Source organism: Embleya sp. NPDC059237 (genome assembly GCF_042754105.1).
Taxonomy (GTDB): domain Bacteria; phylum Actinomycetota; class Actinomycetes; order Streptomycetales; family Streptomycetaceae; genus Embleya.
Window position 1 is genome coordinate 13,542 of record NZ_JBHZAE010000003.1, and the last position, 18,692, is coordinate 32,233.

At 70.9% G+C, this 18,692-nt stretch carries 17 protein-coding genes; 12 read left to right on the plus strand and 5 right to left on the minus strand.

The window, feature by feature from the left end; translation table 11 throughout:
- Window positions 1-49 precede the first annotated feature (49 nt).
- Complete coding sequence (locus tag ACFXKZ_RS10740; RefSeq protein ID WP_379999975.1) at window positions 50-1,465, minus strand: hypothetical protein; 1,416 nt, start codon at window positions 1,463-1,465, stop codon at window positions 50-52.
- Window positions 1,466-1,637: 172 nt separating this feature from the next.
- Complete coding sequence (locus ACFXKZ_RS10745; protein ID WP_379998736.1) at window positions 1,638-2,432, minus strand: alpha/beta fold hydrolase; 795 nt, start codon at window positions 2,430-2,432, stop codon at window positions 1,638-1,640.
- 179 nt (window positions 2,433-2,611) lie between these two features.
- Here ACFXKZ_RS10745 and ACFXKZ_RS10750 point away from each other — a divergent pair, with 179 nt between their 5' ends.
- Window positions 2,612-3,463 carry a helix-turn-helix transcriptional regulator gene (locus ACFXKZ_RS10750; protein WP_379998738.1) on the plus strand — a complete coding sequence of 284 codons (852 nt, stop codon included), beginning with the start codon at window positions 2,612-2,614 and terminating at the stop codon, window positions 3,461-3,463.
- Between the two features lie 47 nt (window positions 3,464-3,510).
- Here ACFXKZ_RS10750 and ACFXKZ_RS10755 read toward each other — a convergent pair whose 3' ends face one another.
- Entirely contained in the window at window positions 3,511-4,341 is an 831-nt protein-coding gene (locus ACFXKZ_RS10755; protein ID WP_379998741.1) for an isocitrate lyase/phosphoenolpyruvate mutase family protein, read from the minus strand.
- Window positions 4,342-4,414: 73 nt separating this feature from the next.
- The gene (locus ACFXKZ_RS10760; RefSeq protein ID WP_379998743.1) at window positions 4,415-4,969 is read right to left on the minus strand and encodes a hypothetical protein; all 555 of its coding nucleotides are present in this window, start codon (window positions 4,967-4,969) and stop codon (window positions 4,415-4,417) included.
- Window positions 4,970-5,086: 117 nt separating this feature from the next.
- On the opposite strand from ACFXKZ_RS10760, the gene ACFXKZ_RS10765 reads away from it, so the two are divergent.
- The 11 genes from ACFXKZ_RS10765 to ACFXKZ_RS10815 all read left to right on the plus strand — a co-directional run bounded on the left by ACFXKZ_RS10765 (window position 5,087) and on the right by ACFXKZ_RS10815 (window position 18,047).
- Complete coding sequence (locus ACFXKZ_RS10765; protein WP_379998745.1) at window positions 5,087-6,427, plus strand: BTAD domain-containing putative transcriptional regulator; 1,341 nt, start codon at window positions 5,087-5,089, stop codon at window positions 6,425-6,427.
- Between the two features lie 295 nt (window positions 6,428-6,722).
- A complete protein-coding gene (locus tag ACFXKZ_RS10770) occupies window positions 6,723-8,102 on the plus strand; it encodes an FAD-binding oxidoreductase (protein ID WP_379998747.1) in 1,380 nt (459 codons plus the stop codon).
- A gap of 109 nt (window positions 8,103-8,211) precedes the next feature.
- Window positions 8,212-9,534, plus strand: coding sequence for a sensor histidine kinase (locus tag ACFXKZ_RS10775; RefSeq protein WP_379998749.1), 1,323 nt, complete (start codon window positions 8,212-8,214; stop codon window positions 9,532-9,534).
- Window positions 9,534-10,178 carry a response regulator gene (locus ACFXKZ_RS10780; protein ID WP_379998751.1) on the plus strand — a complete coding sequence of 215 codons (645 nt, stop codon included), beginning with the start codon at window positions 9,534-9,536 and terminating at the stop codon, window positions 10,176-10,178. Before ACFXKZ_RS10775 ends, ACFXKZ_RS10780 begins: the two co-directional genes overlap by 1 nt.
- A 170-nt stretch (window positions 10,179-10,348) precedes the next feature.
- The gene (locus ACFXKZ_RS10785; RefSeq protein ID WP_379998753.1) at window positions 10,349-11,032 is read left to right on the plus strand and encodes a Crp/Fnr family transcriptional regulator; all 684 of its coding nucleotides are present in this window, start codon (window positions 10,349-10,351) and stop codon (window positions 11,030-11,032) included.
- A gap of 154 nt (window positions 11,033-11,186) precedes the next feature.
- Complete coding sequence (locus ACFXKZ_RS10790; RefSeq protein ID WP_379998755.1) at window positions 11,187-12,077, plus strand: hypothetical protein; 891 nt, start codon at window positions 11,187-11,189, stop codon at window positions 12,075-12,077.
- Window positions 12,074-14,476 (plus strand): HEAT repeat domain-containing protein, encoded by a 2,403-nt coding sequence (locus tag ACFXKZ_RS10795; protein WP_379998757.1) that lies wholly within the window; start codon window positions 12,074-12,076, stop codon window positions 14,474-14,476. The genes ACFXKZ_RS10790 and ACFXKZ_RS10795 overlap by 4 nt, the downstream gene beginning before the upstream one ends.
- Before the next feature lie 45 nt (window positions 14,477-14,521).
- A complete protein-coding gene (locus ACFXKZ_RS10800; RefSeq protein WP_379998759.1) occupies window positions 14,522-15,742 on the plus strand; it encodes an SPFH domain-containing protein in 1,221 nt (406 codons plus the stop codon).
- Window positions 15,743-15,771: 29 nt separating this feature from the next.
- On the plus strand, window positions 15,772-16,266 hold the full coding sequence (locus ACFXKZ_RS10805; protein ID WP_379998761.1) for a Pycsar system effector family protein: 495 nt from the start codon (window positions 15,772-15,774) through the stop codon (window positions 16,264-16,266).
- Between the two features lie 317 nt (window positions 16,267-16,583).
- Window positions 16,584-17,522 (plus strand): M48 family metalloprotease, encoded by a 939-nt coding sequence (locus ACFXKZ_RS10810; protein WP_379998763.1) that lies wholly within the window; start codon window positions 16,584-16,586, stop codon window positions 17,520-17,522.
- An 84-nt stretch (window positions 17,523-17,606) separates the two neighbouring features.
- Window positions 17,607-18,047: a M1 family aminopeptidase gene (locus tag ACFXKZ_RS10815; protein ID WP_379998765.1), complete on the plus strand. Its 441-nt coding sequence runs from the start codon at window positions 17,607-17,609 to the stop codon at window positions 18,045-18,047.
- On the opposite strand, the gene ACFXKZ_RS10820 is transcribed toward ACFXKZ_RS10815, so the two are convergent.
- Window positions 18,005-18,691, minus strand: coding sequence for a response regulator transcription factor (locus ACFXKZ_RS10820; protein WP_379999977.1), 687 nt, complete (start codon window positions 18,689-18,691; stop codon window positions 18,005-18,007). The genes ACFXKZ_RS10815 and ACFXKZ_RS10820 overlap by 43 nt on opposite strands.
- Window position 18,692 lies beyond the last annotated feature (1 nt).

The following is an 18,692-nucleotide window of genomic DNA, read 5'->3' on the forward strand; positions in this document are numbered from 1 at the left end:
GTCGGCGCGGGCATCGGTCGGCGAGGTGTGTCGGCATCGGCGGCCCCGATCAGTGGTCGCCGGTGACGACGCGGTGACAGTCCATGGGCGGGTCGTGCCGCTCGGGCCAGTCGTCGCCGCCCTCGGTGATCAGCCAGATCCACTTGTCGGGGTCGGCGGGGGTGATCGGCGGCGCGTAGCCGTCGGTGAGCATCACCACCGCGTCCACCGATTCCTCGAACCGGCCCGATCCCTCGATCGCCAGCCGGCCCTCGACGTAGTCGGCGACGTTTTGAAAGTTCGTCCCGCCGCCGCCGAGCACCCGCTCGCCCGGCTTGAACGGCGTCACCGTGCCGTCGAAGCTGAGCCAGTGCGTCTCCACGCCCTCGGCCTTGCCGACCAGTTCGGTCAACCAGCCCACCACGTGGTCGGGCATCGAGCCCGAGGTGTCGTAGGCGATCACCACGACCTTGGTGCGCTCCAGGCCGCGTCGGGCGAGCATCGGGTCGTGGCCCAGCGCCGCGAGCAGCGCGCCGCGCTTTTTCGGATAGACCAGCCGCTCGCCCTCGCGCAGCTTGGAGGCCAGTACGTCGACCAGCCACTGCTGCCACCACTCGACCCGACGGGTGCGCTGGGTCTCGCCGCGCAGGAAGCCGGCGCCCAGATCGCCCCAGAGCTTGGAGGTGCGGTCGGTGGCGCCGTCGGTGCGGGAGAGCAGGTCGAGCAGCTCCCGCCGGGCCAGCCGCTCGCCCCGTCGCGCCGCAAGGAGCACGCTGCGCAACACCTCCGAGGCCACCCGGTCGACCGTCTCGCCGTCCATGCCGTCGTGGAGCCCGGTGCCCTCGCCCAGGATCACGTGCACGCACAGCGGGGGCGGGACCGGCGGGTGCTTCATGCGCTTGAGCTCGGCGTAGACCGTCGCGTCGGTGTCCACGAAGTCGTCGTAGGGCAGCGACTCCAGGCCCTGGTCCTGCAGGTCCTTGACGTAGGCGCGGTGGATCTCGCGCGGGTCGATGCCGGTCGGTTCGCCGATCTGCGCGCCGGTGTCCGGGTCGATCCGCCGCACGATCGGCAGCGACGTGCGGCCGAGGCGGGTCATCGCGACGTGGTTGATGGTCACCTCGGCGGCGAGCGTGAACACCGGGTCGGCGCGCAGGTCGGCCTCGGCGAACAGGTGCCGCTGGATCAGGTGTCGGGCCTCGTGGAAGAGCACGAACTTGACGCCGTCCAAGCCCAGATCGCAGAAGAACCGGGGGTTGTAGAGCAGCAGGCAGGTGCCGTCGCCGGAGGCCATCACGGCGGCCGTGTCGATCGCGGTGGTCGGGATGTGGTGGTGGCACTTGGTGTACAACCACGAGGCGATGACCGACAGTTCCATGCCGAAGTCGAGCAGCGCCTCTTCCTTGAGCTTGCGGGCCCGCGCGATCACCTCGTCGTCGGCCGGTCGCCAGGCCTCCAGCGCCCGACGGTCGGTCAGGCTCACGATCGGTGCCTGCGGGGCACGTTCGCCGTACGCCACGTCCGTCACCTCCCCTCGGTGTCCCTCGATGATCCCAGTGCCGACCGACACCCGCTCGGGTGGTTCGGACACCGCCGTCGGTTCCACATTGTGGGCCGCACCGGGGGCGAGGGTCAGGGGGTTTTCCCGCGTTCGCGCCTCACCCGGCGGCGATGAACTCGCGGACCCTCGCGACGAACTCGTCCTGCTTCTCGAACATCACCACGTGTCCGGAGTCGATCTCGACGTACGAGCTGCCGGCGATCGCGTCGTGCAGGGCCCGGCTGTGCTCCACCGGGATGGTGGCGTCCTGCGCGCACCCGACGACCAGCGTCCGGGTCCGGATCCGCGGCAGCAGCGGGCGGATGTCGAGGGCCACGTCGTAGTCCACGTGCCGCAGCGTGCCCGGGGTCGGTGTCATGTTCCGCGTCATCGCCTCGACCGCGTCGCGACCGATCGAGTTCAAAAAGCCCCGGCCGAAACCGGTCATCGTCACGAACCGGGAGAACGACTCGGCGTCGGTGTCCCCGAGCCGCCGCCACAGCGCGAAGGTGTTGCGCAGGTATTCCTCGCCCTCGGTGTACGCCCACCCGGCGACCAGGATCAGCCGGTGCACCAGGTCCGGCCGCAGCGCGGCGACCGCGGCGACCACGGTCGCGCCCATCGAGAAGCCGAGCAGGTCCACGGGGCCGAGGTCGGCGTCCTCGATCACCGCGATCACCTGGTTGGTCAGGATCTCGACGGTCAGCTCGCCGCCGTCGTCGACGGTGGCGTCGGTCCCGGACAGGTCCGGGGCGATGACCACCCGGTCCCCGTCGAGGAGGGGGATGGTCGAGCCCCAGGTCACCGGCGCCCCCACGGACCCGGTCCCGTGCACGAGCAGCAGCGCGGGGCCCGCGCCGGAACCGGAGACGGCGTAGTGGACCTGGGCGTCGGCGACCTTGACGACGGGCATGGCGAACTCCTTCACGAAACGGGGGGTGTCGAACGACGAACGGCCGGTGTCGAACGACGTCGGGCATCGGCTCCGACACCCGTAACCCTGCCGCCGGGGCCTGCGGCCCGGGAGAGCATCGCCGACCCTGGGATCGGCGGTCCCAGTCTGGCGATGCGGCGATGCGCGACGATGGGCGCATGAAGATTGTTCGGGACCAGCTCGCCGACTTCCTGCGGCGCTCGCGGGAGCGGGTCTCACCCCAGGAGGCGGGGCTGCCCGCCGGGCCTCGGCGGCGTACGCCCGGTCTGCGCCGGGAGGAGGTGGCGCAGCTCGCCGGGATGTCGGCCGACTACTACATCCGCCTGGAGCAGGCCCGCGGGCCGCAGCCGTCCACGCAGATGCTCGGCGCGCTGGCCCGGGCGTTGCGGTTGAGCGACGACGAGCGGGATCACCTGTACCTGCTGGCCGGGCATCGCCCGCCCGCGGCGCGGACCGCCGGCGACGAGGTGGCGCCGGCGCTGCTGCATCTGCTGGAGCAGCTGGACGCCACGCCGGCGCAGGTGCTCGACGACCTCGGTGACGTGTTGGCCCAGAACGCGATGGCGCAGGCCCTGCTCGGCGGGGTGTGTACGGTCTCGGAGCACGGCCGCAACGTGGTGTGGCGGTGGTTCGGCGACGCCCGGCAGCGGGCCGCGTATCCGGCCGAGGAGCACGAGTACTACAGCCGGCTGCACGTGGCCGACCTGCGGGCCGCCGCCGCGCACCGGCCGGACGACGCGGCGGTGACGCGGCTGGTGACCCGGTTGCGCGCGGCCAGCGACGAGTTCGCCGAGTTGTGGGATCGGCACGAGGTGGCGGTGCGCCGGCACAGCCGGATGCGGGTGTTGCACCCGGTGCTCGGTCTGGTGGAGGTGGACTGCCAGGTCCTGAGCACCCCCGAGGACAACCGCCGGGTGGTGCTGTACACCCCGGCCCCGGGCGGTGACCTGGCCGATCGGCTGGCCCTGCTGCGCCGACCGGCGGGCGGCGACACCCTGGCGTTCGGCTGAGCCGGCGGCGGCCGGCCGCAGTGGGCCGGCCGCCGCCGAAGGTCGGGTCAGCGGGCGAGCAGCGCGTTCAGGTCGCCGTACGGGATCGCGTCGGCGAGGCCGGTGTAGGTGCCGCTGTCGTACAGCTCCCGCGCCGCGCGGCGGATCACCGCGTAGGCGGCCTCGGCGACGGCGGAGCCCAGGCTGACCCGGGCCACGCCGAGCCGGCCGAGTTCGGCGACGTCGGGGGCGCCGGGGCCGACCAGGATGTTGAGCGGGGCGGTCAGGGACGCGGTGAGCGCGGCGATGGTGGGCGGGTCGACCACGCCGGGGACGAAGATGCCGTCGGCGCCGGCGGCGAGGTAGGCGCTCGCCCGGTCGAGCGTCTCGCGCAGGCGATCGGCGGGCTCGCCGGTACCTCGGAGGTAGGTGTCCACCCGGGCGTTGAGGTAGAGCGGGACGTCGGCGGCGTCGGCGGCGGCCCGTGCGGCGGCGATGCGCGCGGCCTGGTCGGTGATCGGGCGCAGCGGTGTCGGGCCGCCGTGCGAGGAGTCCTCCAGGTTGATCCCGACGGCGCCGGCGGCGAGCACGCCGCGCACGGTCTCGGCGACGCCGTCCGGGTCGACGCCGAAGCCGCTTTCGATGTCCGCGGTGACCGGTACCTCGACCGCGGCCACCACGCGGGCGATCAGTTCGAGGGCCCGGTCGCGGCCGAGGAGGTCGCCGTCGGCGGCGCCCAGGCCCCAGGCGACGCCCGCGCTGGTGGTGGCCACCGCACGGGCGCCGGCCTCGACGACCAGGCGGGCGCCGGCGGCGTCCCAGACGTTGGCCAGGGCGAGGGGCGCGGCACTCGTGTGCAGGGCGCGGAAGGTCAGGGCGGTGTCACGCGGGCTCGTCATGGCCCCACTCCATCAGCCCGACCGGGCCGCGGCCGGCGGTTTTCCGCCGGCATCCCCCTGGGCGGTGGGTTGCCTATCGGGCCACGCGGGCGCAGATGTCGTCGGTGCGGCCGTGCAGCATGGTCAGGGTCTTGGTGCGGTCGGCGGTGATGTCCAGGATGTACACGCCGTCGATGGTGTAGACGCCGCGCGGCACGTTGCCGCCGTTGGTGCGGAACGTGGTGAGTACGGGGCCGAGCGCCAGCCAGCGCTGGGAGCCGTCGAGGCGATATTCGACGACGGCGCTGCCACCGGCGTCGGCGTCGAAGTGGGCGCCGGTGTCGGTGTTGGTCACCCGCATGACCAGGGGGCCCTTGTACGCGACCCGTTTCGGGCTGCCGTCGGGGTGGGTTTCGAGGACACGTTGCACCACCTCGTCGAGGATCGCCTCCGCGTGTACGGGGAAGTCGCAGCGGGCACCGGCCGGGTAGTCGAACGGCGGCGTGGGCGGCGCGGGTTCCCAGGCGGAGGGGGCCTCGGTCATGGTCTCGGCTGCGGTCGCGGTGGGGTCGGCGGCCGACGCGGGTGCTGTTGCGGCGGCGCCGAGGAGGGCGGCAAGTACCGTCAGGGTGACGAAGGTTCGGCGCATGGGGTTCCTTTGCGAGGTGGGGTGGGGTGCGGTGGGGCCGCCCGATGCGGGGGCATCGCCCAGCCTCCGCCCGCGCGCTGACCGGATTCTCACCACGCGGGTCCGGTGGAGGTGGTCATGGAGTTTCGGTTGCTCGGTGCCTTCGAGGCGTGCCACGAGGGGCGGAGCGTGCTGGTGGGCACCCGACGTCAGGAACGGTGTCTGCTGGCCCTGCTGCTCCTCGAAGCCGGGCGCGTGGTCACCACGGAGCGGCTGATCGACCTGATGTGGCAGGGGAGTTCGCCTGCCTCGGCGCGCGGCACGGTGCACACCTACATCGGTCGGTTGCGGGCCCGGCTCGCGCCGTACGGGCTGCGGGTGCGGACCCGGCACGGTGGTTACACGGTGGACGCCGACGCGCATGCCGTGGATGTACGGGAGTTCCTGGAGCTGGTCGGGCGGTCGGGCGGCGCCGCGGATCCGGCGGAGCGGATGCGGTGTCAGGATCGGGCGCTGGCGTTGTGGCGGGGTCCGCTGCTCGCGGATGTGATCGACGATCGGCTGCGCGGTCGGCTGGCCGGGCGGCTGGACGAACTGCGTGTGTCCGCGCTGGAACAGCGTGCCGAGGCTCGGCTCGCGATGGGGTTGCACGATCGGGTGCTGGCCGATCTGGCGCCGGTGGCCGACGAGTTCCCGGCTCGAGAGCGGCTGGTGGCGGCCCGGATGACCGCGCTGAGTCGCGCCGGTCGGCGGGCCGAGGCGTTGGAGGCGTACCGGCGTACCCACAAGGTGCTGGTGAGCGAACTGGGCATCGAGCCGGGAGCGGCGCTGACCACGTTGCACGAGCGCATCCTGTGTGGTGACCCGAGCCTGGATCGGCCCTCGGCGCCGGTGTACGCGGTGCGGGTCGGGGAGGAGTGGCTGCCCTGGAACACGAGCGGGCATCCGGCGTTGGAGTTCTGCAACACGTACGCGGGCTGGGGCGGCCCCGAGCGCCCCGGTGCGGACTGGTTGCGCGGCTACGCCACCCTCGCGGTGTGGACGGGGCATCTGGACCTGGCCGACGAGCGGCTGGTCGCGTGGCTGCGTCGGCGGGCTGAGGAGCGGCCCGACGAGGCCGCCGCCGCACTGGCGCGGGCGCGGGAGTTTCGGGCCGATCTGTACGCCTGCCTGACCGATTCGCAGGACGTGCGCGCGTTCAACGCGGTGGCCGAGACGGCTCGGGAGGCGGCCGGGGCAGCGGTGTTCCGGCGCGGCGAGGACGGGCTGGGGCGGTGGCGGTTGTCGCCGGCGGCGGGGTTGGCGCTGCCGGTGTACGCGGTGGCTCGCAGCGCGGCCGAACTCTTGGCGGATCCGCGCCGGTTCCTCGTCCGCAGGTGTCCGGACGAGGCGTGTGGCTGGCTGTTCCTGGATGCGAGTGGGCGGCGGCGCTGGTGCAGCCTGGCGATCTGCGGCAACCGCTGTCGGGGCGCGCAGTGATCGTCGGCGGCCCGAGCCCGGCAGGGCGTGCGTGTGCCGGCGGCGTTTCGGCTGGTGGGAGTGCGGTGTTGGAGTGCTTTGGTGTGGTGATTCGTGCGTGTGATCGGGTCGGGCGGTTCGCCCCTGAATTGCGCGTCGCCGGGCGCGGCGGGACGCTGGACGGGTAAGCCCTGCGGCGTTCGGCGAGTCCTGCAGGCCCGGCGGCGCCGGGGGATCGGCGCATGATTGCTTCCCGAGGGCCGGTCGGCGCGCGACCGGGCGGGTTTGCGGTCCGCGTCCCGGCAGGGAGATGGTCATGGACGGCAAAACTCTCGAAGACATGCGCACCGCGCTGCGCGGGCCGGTGATCGGGCCGCACGACGCGGAGTACGACGCGGCGCGCAGGATCTACAACGCGATGATCGATCGGCATCCGGCGGCCGTCGTGCGGTGCACGGACGCGGCGGACGTGATGGCCGCGGTGGACTTCATCCGCGACCACGACCTCGAACTCGCGGTGCGCGGCGGCGGCCACAGCGGTGGCGGGCTGTGTGTGGCCGACGACGCGGTGACCGTGGATCTGCGGCCGATGCGCTGGGTACGGGTCGATCCCACCGCGCGCACCGCCCGGGTCGGCGGCGGCACCCTGCTCGGCGATCTCGACCACACCACGCACGCGTTCGGCCTGGGTACCCCCACCGGAATCATGTCGACGACGGGTGTCGGCGGGCTCACCCTGGGCGGCGGACACGGATATCTGACTCGCCGGTACGGGCTGACCGTGGACAATCTGGTGGCCGCGGACGTGGTACTCGCCGACGGCGGCTTCGTGACCGCGAGCGAGAGCGAACACCCGGACCTGTTCTGGGCGTTGCGGGGCGGCGGGGGCAACTTCGGAGTGGTCACCTCGTTCCGCTTCCGGCTCCACTCGGTGCATATGGTGACCGGCGGCGTCACCGTGTGGCCGGCCGAGCGCACGCGTGAAGTGCTGCGCTGGTACCGCGAGTTCCTGCCGCAGGCGCCCGAGGAGCTGTACGGCTTCTTCGCGCTGCTGACGGTGCCGCCCGGGCCGCCGTTCCCCGAGGAGATCCACGGGCGCGCGATGTGCGGCGTGGTGTGGTGCTGGAGTGGCGATCCGGACGCGGCCGAGCGGGTACTCGCCGTGGTGCGCGAACCCGGCGCGCCGGCCTTCCACTTCGCCGCGCCGATGCCGTACCCGGCGTTCCAGTCCATGTTCGACGAGCTGATCCCCGCCGGCCTCCAGTGGTACTGGCGCGGGGACTTCTTCGATCGCATCACGGACGACGCGATCGAGGTGCACGCCGCGTACGCGGAGAACCTGCCGACGGCGCTGTCCACGATGCACCTGTATCCGATCGACGGGGCGGCGCATCGGGTGGACCGCGACGACACCGCGTGGGACTACCGGGACGCGGTCTGGTCCGGGGTCATCGGCGGTGTCGATCCGGACCCGGCCAACGCGGGGACGATTCGGCAGTGGTGCGTGGACTACTGGCGGGACCTGCATCCGCACTCGATGGGTGGCGCGTACGTCAACTTCATCGGTGAGGGGGAGGGCCACGATCGGGTCGAGGCGACGTATCGCGGGCACTACGACCGGCTGGCCGAGATCAAGCGGAAGTACGACCCGGGGAACCTCTTCCACGCGAATCAGAACATCGTGCCCGCGCGATAGGGCCGGCCTTCGCGGGTTCGGGCCGACCGGGGCGTCTGGGGGTGTGCCCTACCCCCGGGGCCCGGAATACCCGCTGGGCGCGGTCGTTTGCGGCGGCGAGGATGTGGTCATGACCCAGACGACCACATCATCCCCGGCGACGGCCGCGCCGCGTGAACTCGCACAGGACGCAGGGGCGTTTCGGCTCTTTCTGCGCCGACTCGGGTTTGTGCTGGGCGGGTTGCCGCTGGGTGTCGCCGCCTTCGTGGTCGGGCTCGGCGGATTCGCGATCGGCGCGGTGGGCTCGGTCCTGGTGTTCGGGATCCCGGTCCTGGTCGGGGTGTTGGCTGCGGCCGGGTGGTTCGCCTCGGTGGAGCGGCGGCGGGTGGAGGCGGTGACCGGTCGGGCTCTGCCGCCGCACGGCTACCGGGCGTCGACGGGGACGGGCTTCAAGGCGTGGCTGCGCGCGCTGCGCGACCCGCAGTCCTGGCGCGATCTGACGCACGCGGTGGTGTCCTTCCCGCTGCGGGTGGTGGGCTGTTGCCTCGCGCTGACCTGGACCGTGGGCGGGCTGGGGGAGGTGCTGTATGTCACGTGGTCGTGGCCGATCCCGCGCGACGAGGGCAAGCAGGGTCTGCTCGACCTGATGTTCGGCGTCTCGTCGCGGGCCGCCGACATCGCGTTCAACACCGGGATCGGTGTGGTGCTGCTCGCCACGGCGGCGCCGATGATGCGGACGCTGGTGGCGGTCCAGGCCGGGCCGGCCCGGGTGTTGCTGACCAACGAGACGGCGGCGTTGCAGCTGCGTACCGAACAGCTCGCCCAGGGTCGGCGCAGCGCGGTGGCGGCCGAGGCGAACACGCTGCGCCGGCTCGAACGGGACCTGCACGACGGGCCGCAGCAGCGGCTGGTGCGGCTCACCATGGACCTGGAGACGGTGGCCCGTCGGCTCGACGACGACCCCGAGCGGGCCCGGCCGCTGGTCGCCGACATGATCTCGCAGAGCCACGAGGCGTTGACCGAACTGCGGGCGTTGTCCCGGGGGATCGCGCCGCCGATCCTGGCCGACCGGGGCCTGGTGCCGGCGCTGACCGCGGCGGCGGCGCGGTGTCCGGTCCCGGTGACGCTGACGGCCGAGTTGCCGGAGGGGCGGCGGTTCGCCCCGGCGGTGGAGAATACGGCGTACTTCGTGGTGACCGAGGCGCTGACGAACGTCGCCAAGCACGCCGGGGCCGAGCGGTGTCGGGTGCGGGTGTGGGTGAACGAGCGGGCGTTGTCGGTGGAGGTTCGCGACGACGGGCGCGGCGGGGCGCATCCCGGCAAGGGACACGGCCTGGCCGGGCTGGTCGACCGGTTGGCCGCGGTGGAGGGTCGGCTCGACGTGGTGAGCCCGGTCGGTGGGCCGACCACGCTGACCGCGGAGATTCCGTTGAGCGGGGTGGGAGAGCGTTGATGCGGGTGGTGCTGGCGGAGGATTCGCTGCTGCTGCGGGAGGGCCTGGTCCGCCTCCTCGAGGAGACCGGCGCGGAGGTGGTCGCGGCGGTCGGCGACGGGCCGTCCCTGGTGGAGGCGGTGACCGCGCACCGGCCGGACGTGGCGGTGGTCGACGTCCGGATGCCGCCGACCTTCACCGACGAGGGCCTGCGGGCGGCCCTGCGGATCCGTCGCGAGGTGCCGGGGACGGCGATCCTGGTGCTGTCCCAGTACGTCGAGGAGAGCTACGCCGGCGACCTGCTGGCCGACGGCGGCGGCGTCGGCTATCTGCTCAAGGACCGCGTCTCCCGCCTGGACGAACTCTCCGACGCGCTCACCCGCGTCGCGGCCGGCGGCACCGTCCTGGACTCGGAGGTCGTCTCCGCCCTGTTCACCCGCCGCCGCGACGACCCGCTGGCCGCCCTCACCCCCCGCGAACGCGAAGTCCTCGCCCTGATGGCCGAGGGCCGCCGCAACACCGCCATCGGCCGCACCCTGTCCCTCACCCAGGGCACCATCGAAAAACACATCTCCGCCATCTTCGACAAACTCGCCCTCCCCCCATCCGACGACGACCACCGCCGAGTCCTCGCAGTCCTCACCTGGCTCCGCACCAACCCCTGACCCGAGCGCACTCGGGGGCTTCCGGTCATACGGTGGGATCTGCTGCAACGGGTACATCGAACGTTCCGATGCGACCGGGTTCCTGGGAGGATTCCGGTCGAGTCGGATGTGGGACCGTCGCGGTGGACACGTCGGGGCGGTCGGGGGCGACGCGGTGACGGGGGCAGTCGATGGAGTTCGAGGATCGGGTTCCGTTCGTGGTTCGGTTGGAGGCGGAGGACCGACAGGCGCTCTTCGCCTGTGGAACTCGACTGGTCTTCCCGGCCCGTCAGGTGCTCCTGCGCCAGCACGAACCGTCGGCGCACATCCTGATTCTGCTTTCCGGCTGGACCAAGGTCACCTCGGCCGCAGCCAACGGCTACGAGGCGTTGCTCGCACTGCGCGGACCCGGCGACATCCTCGGCGACGGTGCCGCGGTGAGCGGGCGCCATCGTTCGGCGACTGTCACCGCCCTGGGGCCGGTGGAGGCCCTGGCCGTGGACACGGATCGGTTCGGCGCGCTCCTGGACGAACGGCCGTCCATCACCAAGAAGTTGCTGGCATTGACCGCCGATCGCACCCGGGACAGCGACGATCGGCGCCTACAGTACGGGGCGTTGAACGTGCAGGGTCGACTCGCTCTGCTCCTCCTGGAGTTGATGCGCGGACCCGGCTTGGAGCCTGCAGGCGGGGTTCGGCTCACCCCCGGGCTCACCCAAAGCGAGTTGGCGGGTTCCGTGGGTGCGTCCCGGGAGGCGGTGGCGCGCCTACTGAAGGATTTGCGTGAACGCGGAATCGTGCGGACCGAACGCCGCAATCTCGTGGTGATCAGACCGGAGGCGCTCCGCAGGATGGCGCGGCAGGCGACGCGCTGAGCGAGCGGAAGCCGGGGTCCGTCCGACCCCGTTGTGTGCAGGTGGTCACATTGCGAGAGTGTCCGGGTACATCGTGTCGCGAACGCTTTCTCTGTCACGGTCGTGGGTGTCCGATCGGGCCCTGCGGGGCCCGCTCCTCCCACGGAAGGCAACCATGGGCGAGCCCGTCAACCGAACCATTCTGCTCTTCGACACCGAGCGATTCGGTCGCCGCGACGATGTGGTGCAGACCGTGCTGCGGCGGAGTCTGCACACGGTCGTCGACCGGACGCTCGTGGCCGCGGGGGTGGAGGCCACGCTTCAGTACCGCGAGGATCGCGGCGACGGCATGATCGTGTTGCTGGGCGCCGATGTGGCCAAGACGGAGGTGCTGCGCTCCCTCCTGACGGTCACTCCCGAACTGCTTTACGACCACAATCGCCTGGCATCGGGCAGCGCACAGATGCGGGTACGGATGGTGCTGGCCGCCGGCGAGATCACCCACGACCCGCAGGCCGGCACCGTCGGTGGGATCGTCGGCCACGACCTCAACCAGGCATGCCGGCTGCTCGACTCGGACGTGCTGCGCGACGCGCTGACCGAACGGGCGTACGAGGAATGTGTGTTGATGGTCAGCACGGCCGTCTACGACGGTGTGGTCCGGCACGGATACCGAGGAGTTCGGCCGGAACTCTTCCACAATGTCGAGGTGCCGACCAAAGACGGCGTACTTCGCGCGTGGCTGCACGGCCGACGCGAGTCGTCCGGTGCTTCCGATCCGGAGGATATGCGTAGGACCGCATCGGATCGGCGGTCCTCGAACCCGGCTTCGAATGTGGCGGATACGGGAGACGAGGGGCCGCGGCCGGCCGGGGTGCCGGTTCGTGAGCGGCCCGCCGGAGCGGTGTTCCACTTTCAGGCGGCACCGGTGGTACACGGCTCCATCGTCGGTGGCGACCTGCACGGAGTCAGCGGCGGTCGAGTCACGGGCGATGTGGTCCTCGGTGGTTCCCGTACCGACGGGGTCGCGCCGTCCACCGGCGAGGGCGTCGGGAAGTCGTCGTGAACGCCCCATCCCCGGCACCGGCCCCGGCACGCGACGAGGCGCCGGCGCGTACTGGACGGGAATCCGCGCCACCGGACGCCGCCAAGGCCGGCCCCGGTGCTCCGGAGAAGCCCGCCGAACCCGAGCGGGAGGAGCGGGAAGCAGAGGGCGACGACGGTGGTGAACCCGCCTGGGATTCTCGGCGCGACCTGTACCGGCACAGCCCCGGGATCATGTTCCGTCACGCCGTGCGCCTCGGTGGCTCGCTCGTCGGCGGTGATCAGCACGGGGTGAGCGGTGGTCAAGTCCTCGGTGACGTCGTCGTCGGGAGCAAGAACGAATACCACTTCAGCGGGCTCGACGGGGAGACGTCCGGCGACATCCCTGTCCGCGACGTCGAGACCCTGGCCGCGCACTTCGTTCGCCCGGTGAGTCCGCGTGCCGAAGAACCGGATGGCTCGCCGGTCGCGCCGGAATCCGCCAACGACGCTCGGCGGCCCGACGGTCCGTTCGACCAGGCGCTCGAGCAACTCCGGCGTAGACGGGTTGTGATCATCTCCGGGGCGGCGACCACGGGTCGCGGTACCGGCGCTCTCATGCTCCTGCGCGCCGCAGGATCGGCCCGATACCGCGAGCTCGATCCCACGCTGCGGCCGGGTCGTCAGGTCGGGGATCTCCGGGAGCACAGCGGCCATGTACTCGTCGACTACACGACCAGCGCGGAACAGCCCCTGCGTGAACACCACATCCGGGCGCTGAGTGAGAAATTGCGGTCTCTGGACAGTCACCTCGTGATCGTGGTCGGACCTCACCCGATGGTCCAAGGCGTCGATGTCGTGCCATGGCGACCGCCCGAGTCCGAACAGGTGATCCGCGGACACCTGGGCGACATGAACCTGGATGGACACGCCATCGAGGAGCTGCTTGCCCTGCCTGAGGTTCGGACGGTACTCGGCAACCGACTCCCAGTGTCGGAACTGGTGCGGTTCGCCCGGCGCATCGCCGAGTACGCGCGCGGCGAATGCACGCGAGCCGAGGTGGCCCGGTTCGGCCTCAGCGCCGCGGAACGGCAGGTGCGACAGTGGTTCGACGACTCGGAACAGACCTTGCATGCCAAGGCATTCCTGGTTGCCCTGGCCGCGTTCGACGAAGCCCCGTACCCGGTCACCGTGGAACTCGGGGACGTGCTGTTCGTCCTATTGCAGCAGATCGAGGATCCACAACGGCCGGCCAGGATTCCCGTCTTCGGCACCTCCAGCGCTCAACGGGTCGAACTCGCCCAGGCGGATCGCTACGAGGAACCCGAGGAGACCGAATGGGGGCCGGTACGGCAGACCAAGATCCAATTCCGTGACCGGTACACCGCGATCACGCTGCTGCACGAGGTCTGGACCGGACATCCGTCGGCGCGCCCCGCCCTGGTCGCCTGGCTGCGCAAATTGGCCACCGACGCCCGCCCGCTCGTGCGCAACCGCGCCGCCGCCACGACCGCCATCCTCGCCCGCGCCGACCTACCGTCGACCATGGCTCTGTTGATCCAGCGCTGGGCCGCCGACCGACTGTTTCGCCCACGGCTCGCCGCAGCGAACACGCTCACGCTCGCGCACCACCTCGGCACTCCACATGTGCCTCGCATTCTCCGGGAATGGTGCACCGCGCCCGACGAGCATCTGCGCTGGACGGCGGTGCGCACCTACGGGCTCGTGGGTGAGACCTTCCCCGCCGACGCGATCACGGCGCTGATCGAGGCGGTGCGTGCCGCAGAGGCGGAGGGAAGGGACACCATCGACGAATGGTCCGAGGAAATCGACGAGATCGCCCAGTCCGCCGCGACGTTGCTGCTCGCGGCGGGCCGAAACGTCGGCGCGTCCGACGGCGAGCGGCACACCGAGGACGGTCGGGGCACGGAAGAAACCGACGACGACGGCCCGGGCTCCGTGTTCGCACTGTGGCCCCTGCTGGTGTCGTTGGCACGTGGGGGCGCCACGCGGAAGTTCGTTCTGCGTACGGTCATCCATGCGTGCGCGCCCACCGATGACACCCCCGACGCCGCACGCCCGCTCCTGCTCGACCTGTTCATGCGTTCGCGAAGCACGCCGCAGAAGCCGGGCACGCTCCTGCGACAGTCCCTCGCGGATCTCTGGCGCATGGTCCTCAACGACCCCACGTCGACCGAGGACGCCGTGGCGGCAATGCGCGGCTGGATTCGTGCCGCCGAGCAAGATCCGGAGGCCGAACACGCTCTCGCGGAACTGCTTCCCATGCTCATCGTTTCCACCGAGGACGCGCGTCGCCTCGTGTACCTCCTCGAGAACCCGCGTGGGGGCGAGGGCGCGCAATCCCCGTCGGCGGTCGCCCGCCGACTGCGGGTGGGGTTGTCGGCGCCCGACGCGGCGACGTTGCGGCACCCGATGCGCTGATCCGTACAGCTCGTGCCGTCCCGATCTCTTCGAGGAGAGCAACGCATGACGAGCCGGTCCCCGCAGTGGGAACAGAACGCGAACCGGGACACCAAAATCGTCGACCCGGTCGTCACCATCCAGGAACTCTCGCGGTTCACACCGCTACAGACCGCACGCATCGACTACGCCCTGGTCTTCACCACCGCCCGGGGAGAGTTTCACTGCTTCCTTCCGCCCCACCGGCCGAGTCGAATGGAGGTTGCCACTCGCCGTTGGACCAGCGTGTACGCGGTCGACGTGGGCCTGCACGAGGCCGAGAGCACGCTCACACTGCCGAGTCGGGACGATGCCTTCCGCTTCGACGTCACCATGAACATTCGTTGGCGGGTCGCGGATCCGGCGATCTTCGTGGCCAGTGGCGAACGCGATGTCCCGGCCCTGATGCGGCGGTTCGTGGACGACTCGGTCCGGCCGGTGCTGCGCACGTATGCGATCGAGGACAGCACGATCGCCGAGAAGGATGCGCAGGAGGCATTGGTTGCCGCCGGTCCTCTGGGCGTGGCAGCCGGACTGCGCGTGCGGTGCGAGATCCAGGTGTCGCGGGACGAGGCCGCCTTGGAGCACGCGCGTCGGTTGCGTGAGATCGAGTTCGCCCGGCAGCGGCTCGATCCACAACACACCCTGTCGCTCCGTGAGGACCGACTGACGGCGGAGCGAGCACTTGCGCAGGGGCGACACCGACATCAGTTAGAAGTCCAGGACCGGCGGCTCGGCCATGAACGGGAGTTGATGCGGGGCGCCCAGGAGGTGGAACTGCAGGATATCGAGGCGAAGAAGATCCGGTACTACGCCTACTACCTGGAACAGGACGGGCCGATCGCGCTGGCGTTCCGGTTGGCTCGCCATCCGGAGGACGCGCGGCTGGTGATGGAGAATCTTCGGTCGGATCAACTCCGGCTCCTTCAGGCGAAGTTGCAGATCGCCCTCCAAGCGCTCGATGGCGGCCCCGGCGGGCTGGAGGAACACCAGTTGGCCGAGCCGCGCCGAATCGCGGCGACCGTCATCGAGGAGATCCTGCGTGTGGAGTTGCCCTGCGTGACGGACGAAGGGGAGTTTGCCCTGCCGGGCGCACGCCGCGAAGGCACCACCGGCGGCCGCGCCGAGCGGGATATCGAGGACGGCAAGGCGCCCGATGGTCCGACGCGGGCCCGCTATGTTGCCGCCGTACCCCCGGACGCGGAGGCCATCTTCGGCCGGTCGTCCCCGACTCCGCCTCGGCCATGACCGCCCTGGGGTCGGAGTCGGCTCGGCCGTTGGATCTTCGTACCGCCGAACGGCTGCTCAAGGACCTGCGCCAAGAGGCGGCCAGGGCGGACACCAAGAGTTCCGTGCTGGTCGGTGCCCAGGGGATGGTCGCGGCCTTGCTCGTCGGTGTGCTCACCGCGCAGGGATGGCGTCCTGGCGTGCTGACCGTGTTCGGGCAGTCGTTGTGGTGGTCCGGCTCGGTGTGCCTGCTCGTGTCGCTGTCGGCACTGTTGATGGCGGTCATCCCGCGTTACGGGGCTCGTGCCTGGCGACCCGGAATGCCCATCACGCACTTTGCCGACATCCGTAGCGCTGCCGGGCGCGGTCCTACGGTGCTGGAGCAGGCGCTACGGGACACCGAGGGCGCTCCGCAGGTGATGCTGCTCGCCGCGCTTACGGAAAACAGCCGGATAGTCGCCGGAAAGTATCGGTGGCTGCGGGTTGGTACGGCCTGCTTTGTGGTCGCCCTGATTCTCTTGCCGGGCTCGCTGCTTGCCGTCTGAAGAGCGGCGTCACATCGGATTCGAACTCCACTACGACTTCCGGGAGATGCCGAGTCATGCCCGTGCACGATCCGAATCACGACCGGAAGCGCGGCGCGAGGGCCGAGGATCCGCCAGCGTATCCGGATTACTCGATCAGCTCGAACGGACCGGCCACCGGTGTCGAGGAGCCGGTCCACCCGGTATGTCGCGAGGCTCGTGGGGCGGCCGATTCCCCCCTTCGTCCCGAGCGAGGCGATCTCGCGTTGCGATCGGGGCGCAGATACCTGAAGGCGCGTCAACGCGGCGTTGACGGAGCGGCGTTCTGGCAGCTCGTGGTGACCCTGCCGACCGCGCTGCTCAGCCTGCTCGGCGTGGTTGCCCTGTTCGCCCTGATCAGTCCGTTTCTGGGGTTGGTGACGACGGTCGCCTGGCTGTTGTCCGGAACGCTGGTCTTCCACCGGCCGACCGAGGCGGCCATCGCCCGATACGTCCTCGGCATGCGACGGCCTTGCCCGACAGACGCCCGGCGGCTGGACGGAATCTGGGGAGAGGTGACACGTCGGGCGGGCGTGCGCCAGGAGACCTACGAGCTCTGGATCGAGGACGCCGCCGAACTCAACGCCTCCGCGGCGGCGGGGCACATCGTGGGGGTGACCCGGCATGCGGTGGATCGGCTGCCGGATTCCCAGTTGGCCGCGATCCTCGCCCACGAGTTGGGTCACCATGTGGGCGGCCACACGTGGGCGGGAATGCTCGCGAACTGGTACTCGCTGCCCGCCCGGACGGTGGGGCGGTGGATTGTCACCGGCGCTACCACGCTCATGGCCTCGAGCAACAGACGTGGCATCTTTTGGGCGATCGGCCTGTCCCTGGTCTTCCTTTACACACTGGCCTTCCGAATGGGGATGTGGTGGTTGATGTTGCCGGTCGCGATCGGCCCGCTGCTTCTCTCCGGGCTCCACCGCCGGGCCGAGTTCCGGGCGGACGACTATGCGGGTGGGCTCGGGTTCGGTGCCGAGTTGGTGACGGTGCTTGCGCGGGAACAGCGGGAGCGGGTGACGCCGGGGATGGCGCGGATGTCGGTGGGGACGGAGCGCGGGTCGCGGCCGCGCGTACCGCAGGTCATTGCGGCGGCAACGCGGCCGGGGCCGACGTACGCGGGTGGGCAAAAGGTGTTGCGCGGGGCTGTGCGGGGGTTCCACCCGAACCACGCGGTTCGTATTGAACGTTTGCGCCGAGCGGGGTATAGCGGGGGCGATCGGGGTGGTGGGTGAGGGAGCATCGGGTGGTTATGGGTTTCTGACAGGCTTCTGACATGGGGCGACGAGGGTGGTTTGTGGGTGCCGGTTGGTGCCCGGATGGCTCCGCTGGTTGCGGATTTTTGTCTCGGCGCGCCCTTCGACAGTTTGTTGGTCCACGAGTGCACCCACCAGTGGTTCGGCAACGGCGTCTCGTTCACCGACTGGCGCGACGGCTGCCTGGCCGAGTGCGTTGCCCAGTACGCCAACCAACTCTGGGACGAGCACGTCGGCGCCGACCTGGACACCGGCTTCTACCCGTACATGTTCGAAGAGAGCCGAAACGACCCGCGGTTCTGGTCCACGAAGCTCTACGACCCGGGCCGGGGTCGGGAACTCGACGGCGGGTTGTACTTCAAGGGCTCGATGAAGATGCACGCGCTATGCCGAACCACCGGCGACACGGCGTTCTTCGACGCCTGGGCCCACGGCACGACGGCCCTTGCGGACAAGTACCTCTACCCGGGCACCCTCGGCCCCTTGAAGCCGAACCGGCCCTGAATCGAAGGGCCTTCGGACGAGCCGAGGTAGGCCAGGACGGCGAGGACGCGGCGGTTGGTGTCGTCGTCGGGCGGGAGGCCGAGCTTGGTGAGGATGTTGCGGACGTGCTTGCCGACGGCCGGTTCGGAGATTTCCAGGGCGCGCATGATCGCGGCGTTGGAGCGGCCTTCGGCGATCAACGCGAGGACTTGGCGTTCGCGCGGGGAGAGTGCGGCGACGGGTTCGGCGCGGCGGCGCAGGAGGCGGGTGACGACCTGGGGGTCGACGGCGGTGCCGCCCGCGGCGACGCGGCGCAGGGTGGCGGCGAACTCCTCGACGTCGACGATGCGGTCCTTGAGGAGGTAGCCGATCGCGCGTCCGCCGCCACCGGCGAGCAGTTCGGCGGCGCCGTCGGGCTCGATGTACTGGCTGAGGACGACGATCGGCAGGGCCGGGAACGTGGCGCGCAGCGCGAGTGCGGCGCGCAGGCCCTCGTCGGCATACGCCGGGGGCATGCGAACGTCGGTCAGTACGAGATCGGGGACCCGCTCGTGGACGGCGGCGGTCAGCGCCGCGCCGTCCGCGACGGCGGTCACCTCGAAGCCGAGGCGCTCGAGCAGCCCGGTGAGGCTTGCCCGGAGCAGGACGGTGTCCTCGGCCAGGATC

Excerpts from the sequence above, each read along its gene's own strand:
- ACFXKZ_RS10745 (WP_379998736.1), bottom strand. The coding sequence starts at position 2,432 with ATGCCCGTCGTCAAGGTCGCCGACGCCCAGGTCCACTACGCCGTCTCC.
- ACFXKZ_RS10750 (WP_379998738.1), top strand. The coding sequence starts at position 2,612 with ATGAAGATTGTTCGGGACCAGCTCGCCGACTTCCTGCGGCGCTCGCGG.
- ACFXKZ_RS10755 (WP_379998741.1), bottom strand. The coding sequence starts at position 4,341 with ATGACGAGCCCGCGTGACACCGCCCTGACCTTCCGCGCCCTGCACACG.
- ACFXKZ_RS10760 (WP_379998743.1), bottom strand. The coding sequence starts at position 4,969 with ATGCGCCGAACCTTCGTCACCCTGACGGTACTTGCCGCCCTCCTCGGC.
- ACFXKZ_RS10765 (WP_379998745.1), top strand. The coding sequence starts at position 5,087 with ATGGAGTTTCGGTTGCTCGGTGCCTTCGAGGCGTGCCACGAGGGGCGG.
- ACFXKZ_RS10770 (WP_379998747.1), top strand. The coding sequence starts at position 6,723 with ATGGACGGCAAAACTCTCGAAGACATGCGCACCGCGCTGCGCGGGCCG.
- ACFXKZ_RS10775 (WP_379998749.1), top strand. The coding sequence starts at position 8,212 with ATGACCCAGACGACCACATCATCCCCGGCGACGGCCGCGCCGCGTGAA.
- ACFXKZ_RS10780 (WP_379998751.1), top strand. The coding sequence starts at position 9,534 with ATGCGGGTGGTGCTGGCGGAGGATTCGCTGCTGCTGCGGGAGGGCCTG.
- ACFXKZ_RS10785 (WP_379998753.1), top strand. The coding sequence starts at position 10,349 with ATGGAGTTCGAGGATCGGGTTCCGTTCGTGGTTCGGTTGGAGGCGGAG.
- ACFXKZ_RS10790 (WP_379998755.1), top strand. The coding sequence starts at position 11,187 with ATGGGCGAGCCCGTCAACCGAACCATTCTGCTCTTCGACACCGAGCGA.
- ACFXKZ_RS10800 (WP_379998759.1), top strand. The coding sequence starts at position 14,522 with ATGACGAGCCGGTCCCCGCAGTGGGAACAGAACGCGAACCGGGACACC.
- ACFXKZ_RS10815 (WP_379998765.1), top strand. The coding sequence starts at position 17,607 with ATGGCTCCGCTGGTTGCGGATTTTTGTCTCGGCGCGCCCTTCGACAGT.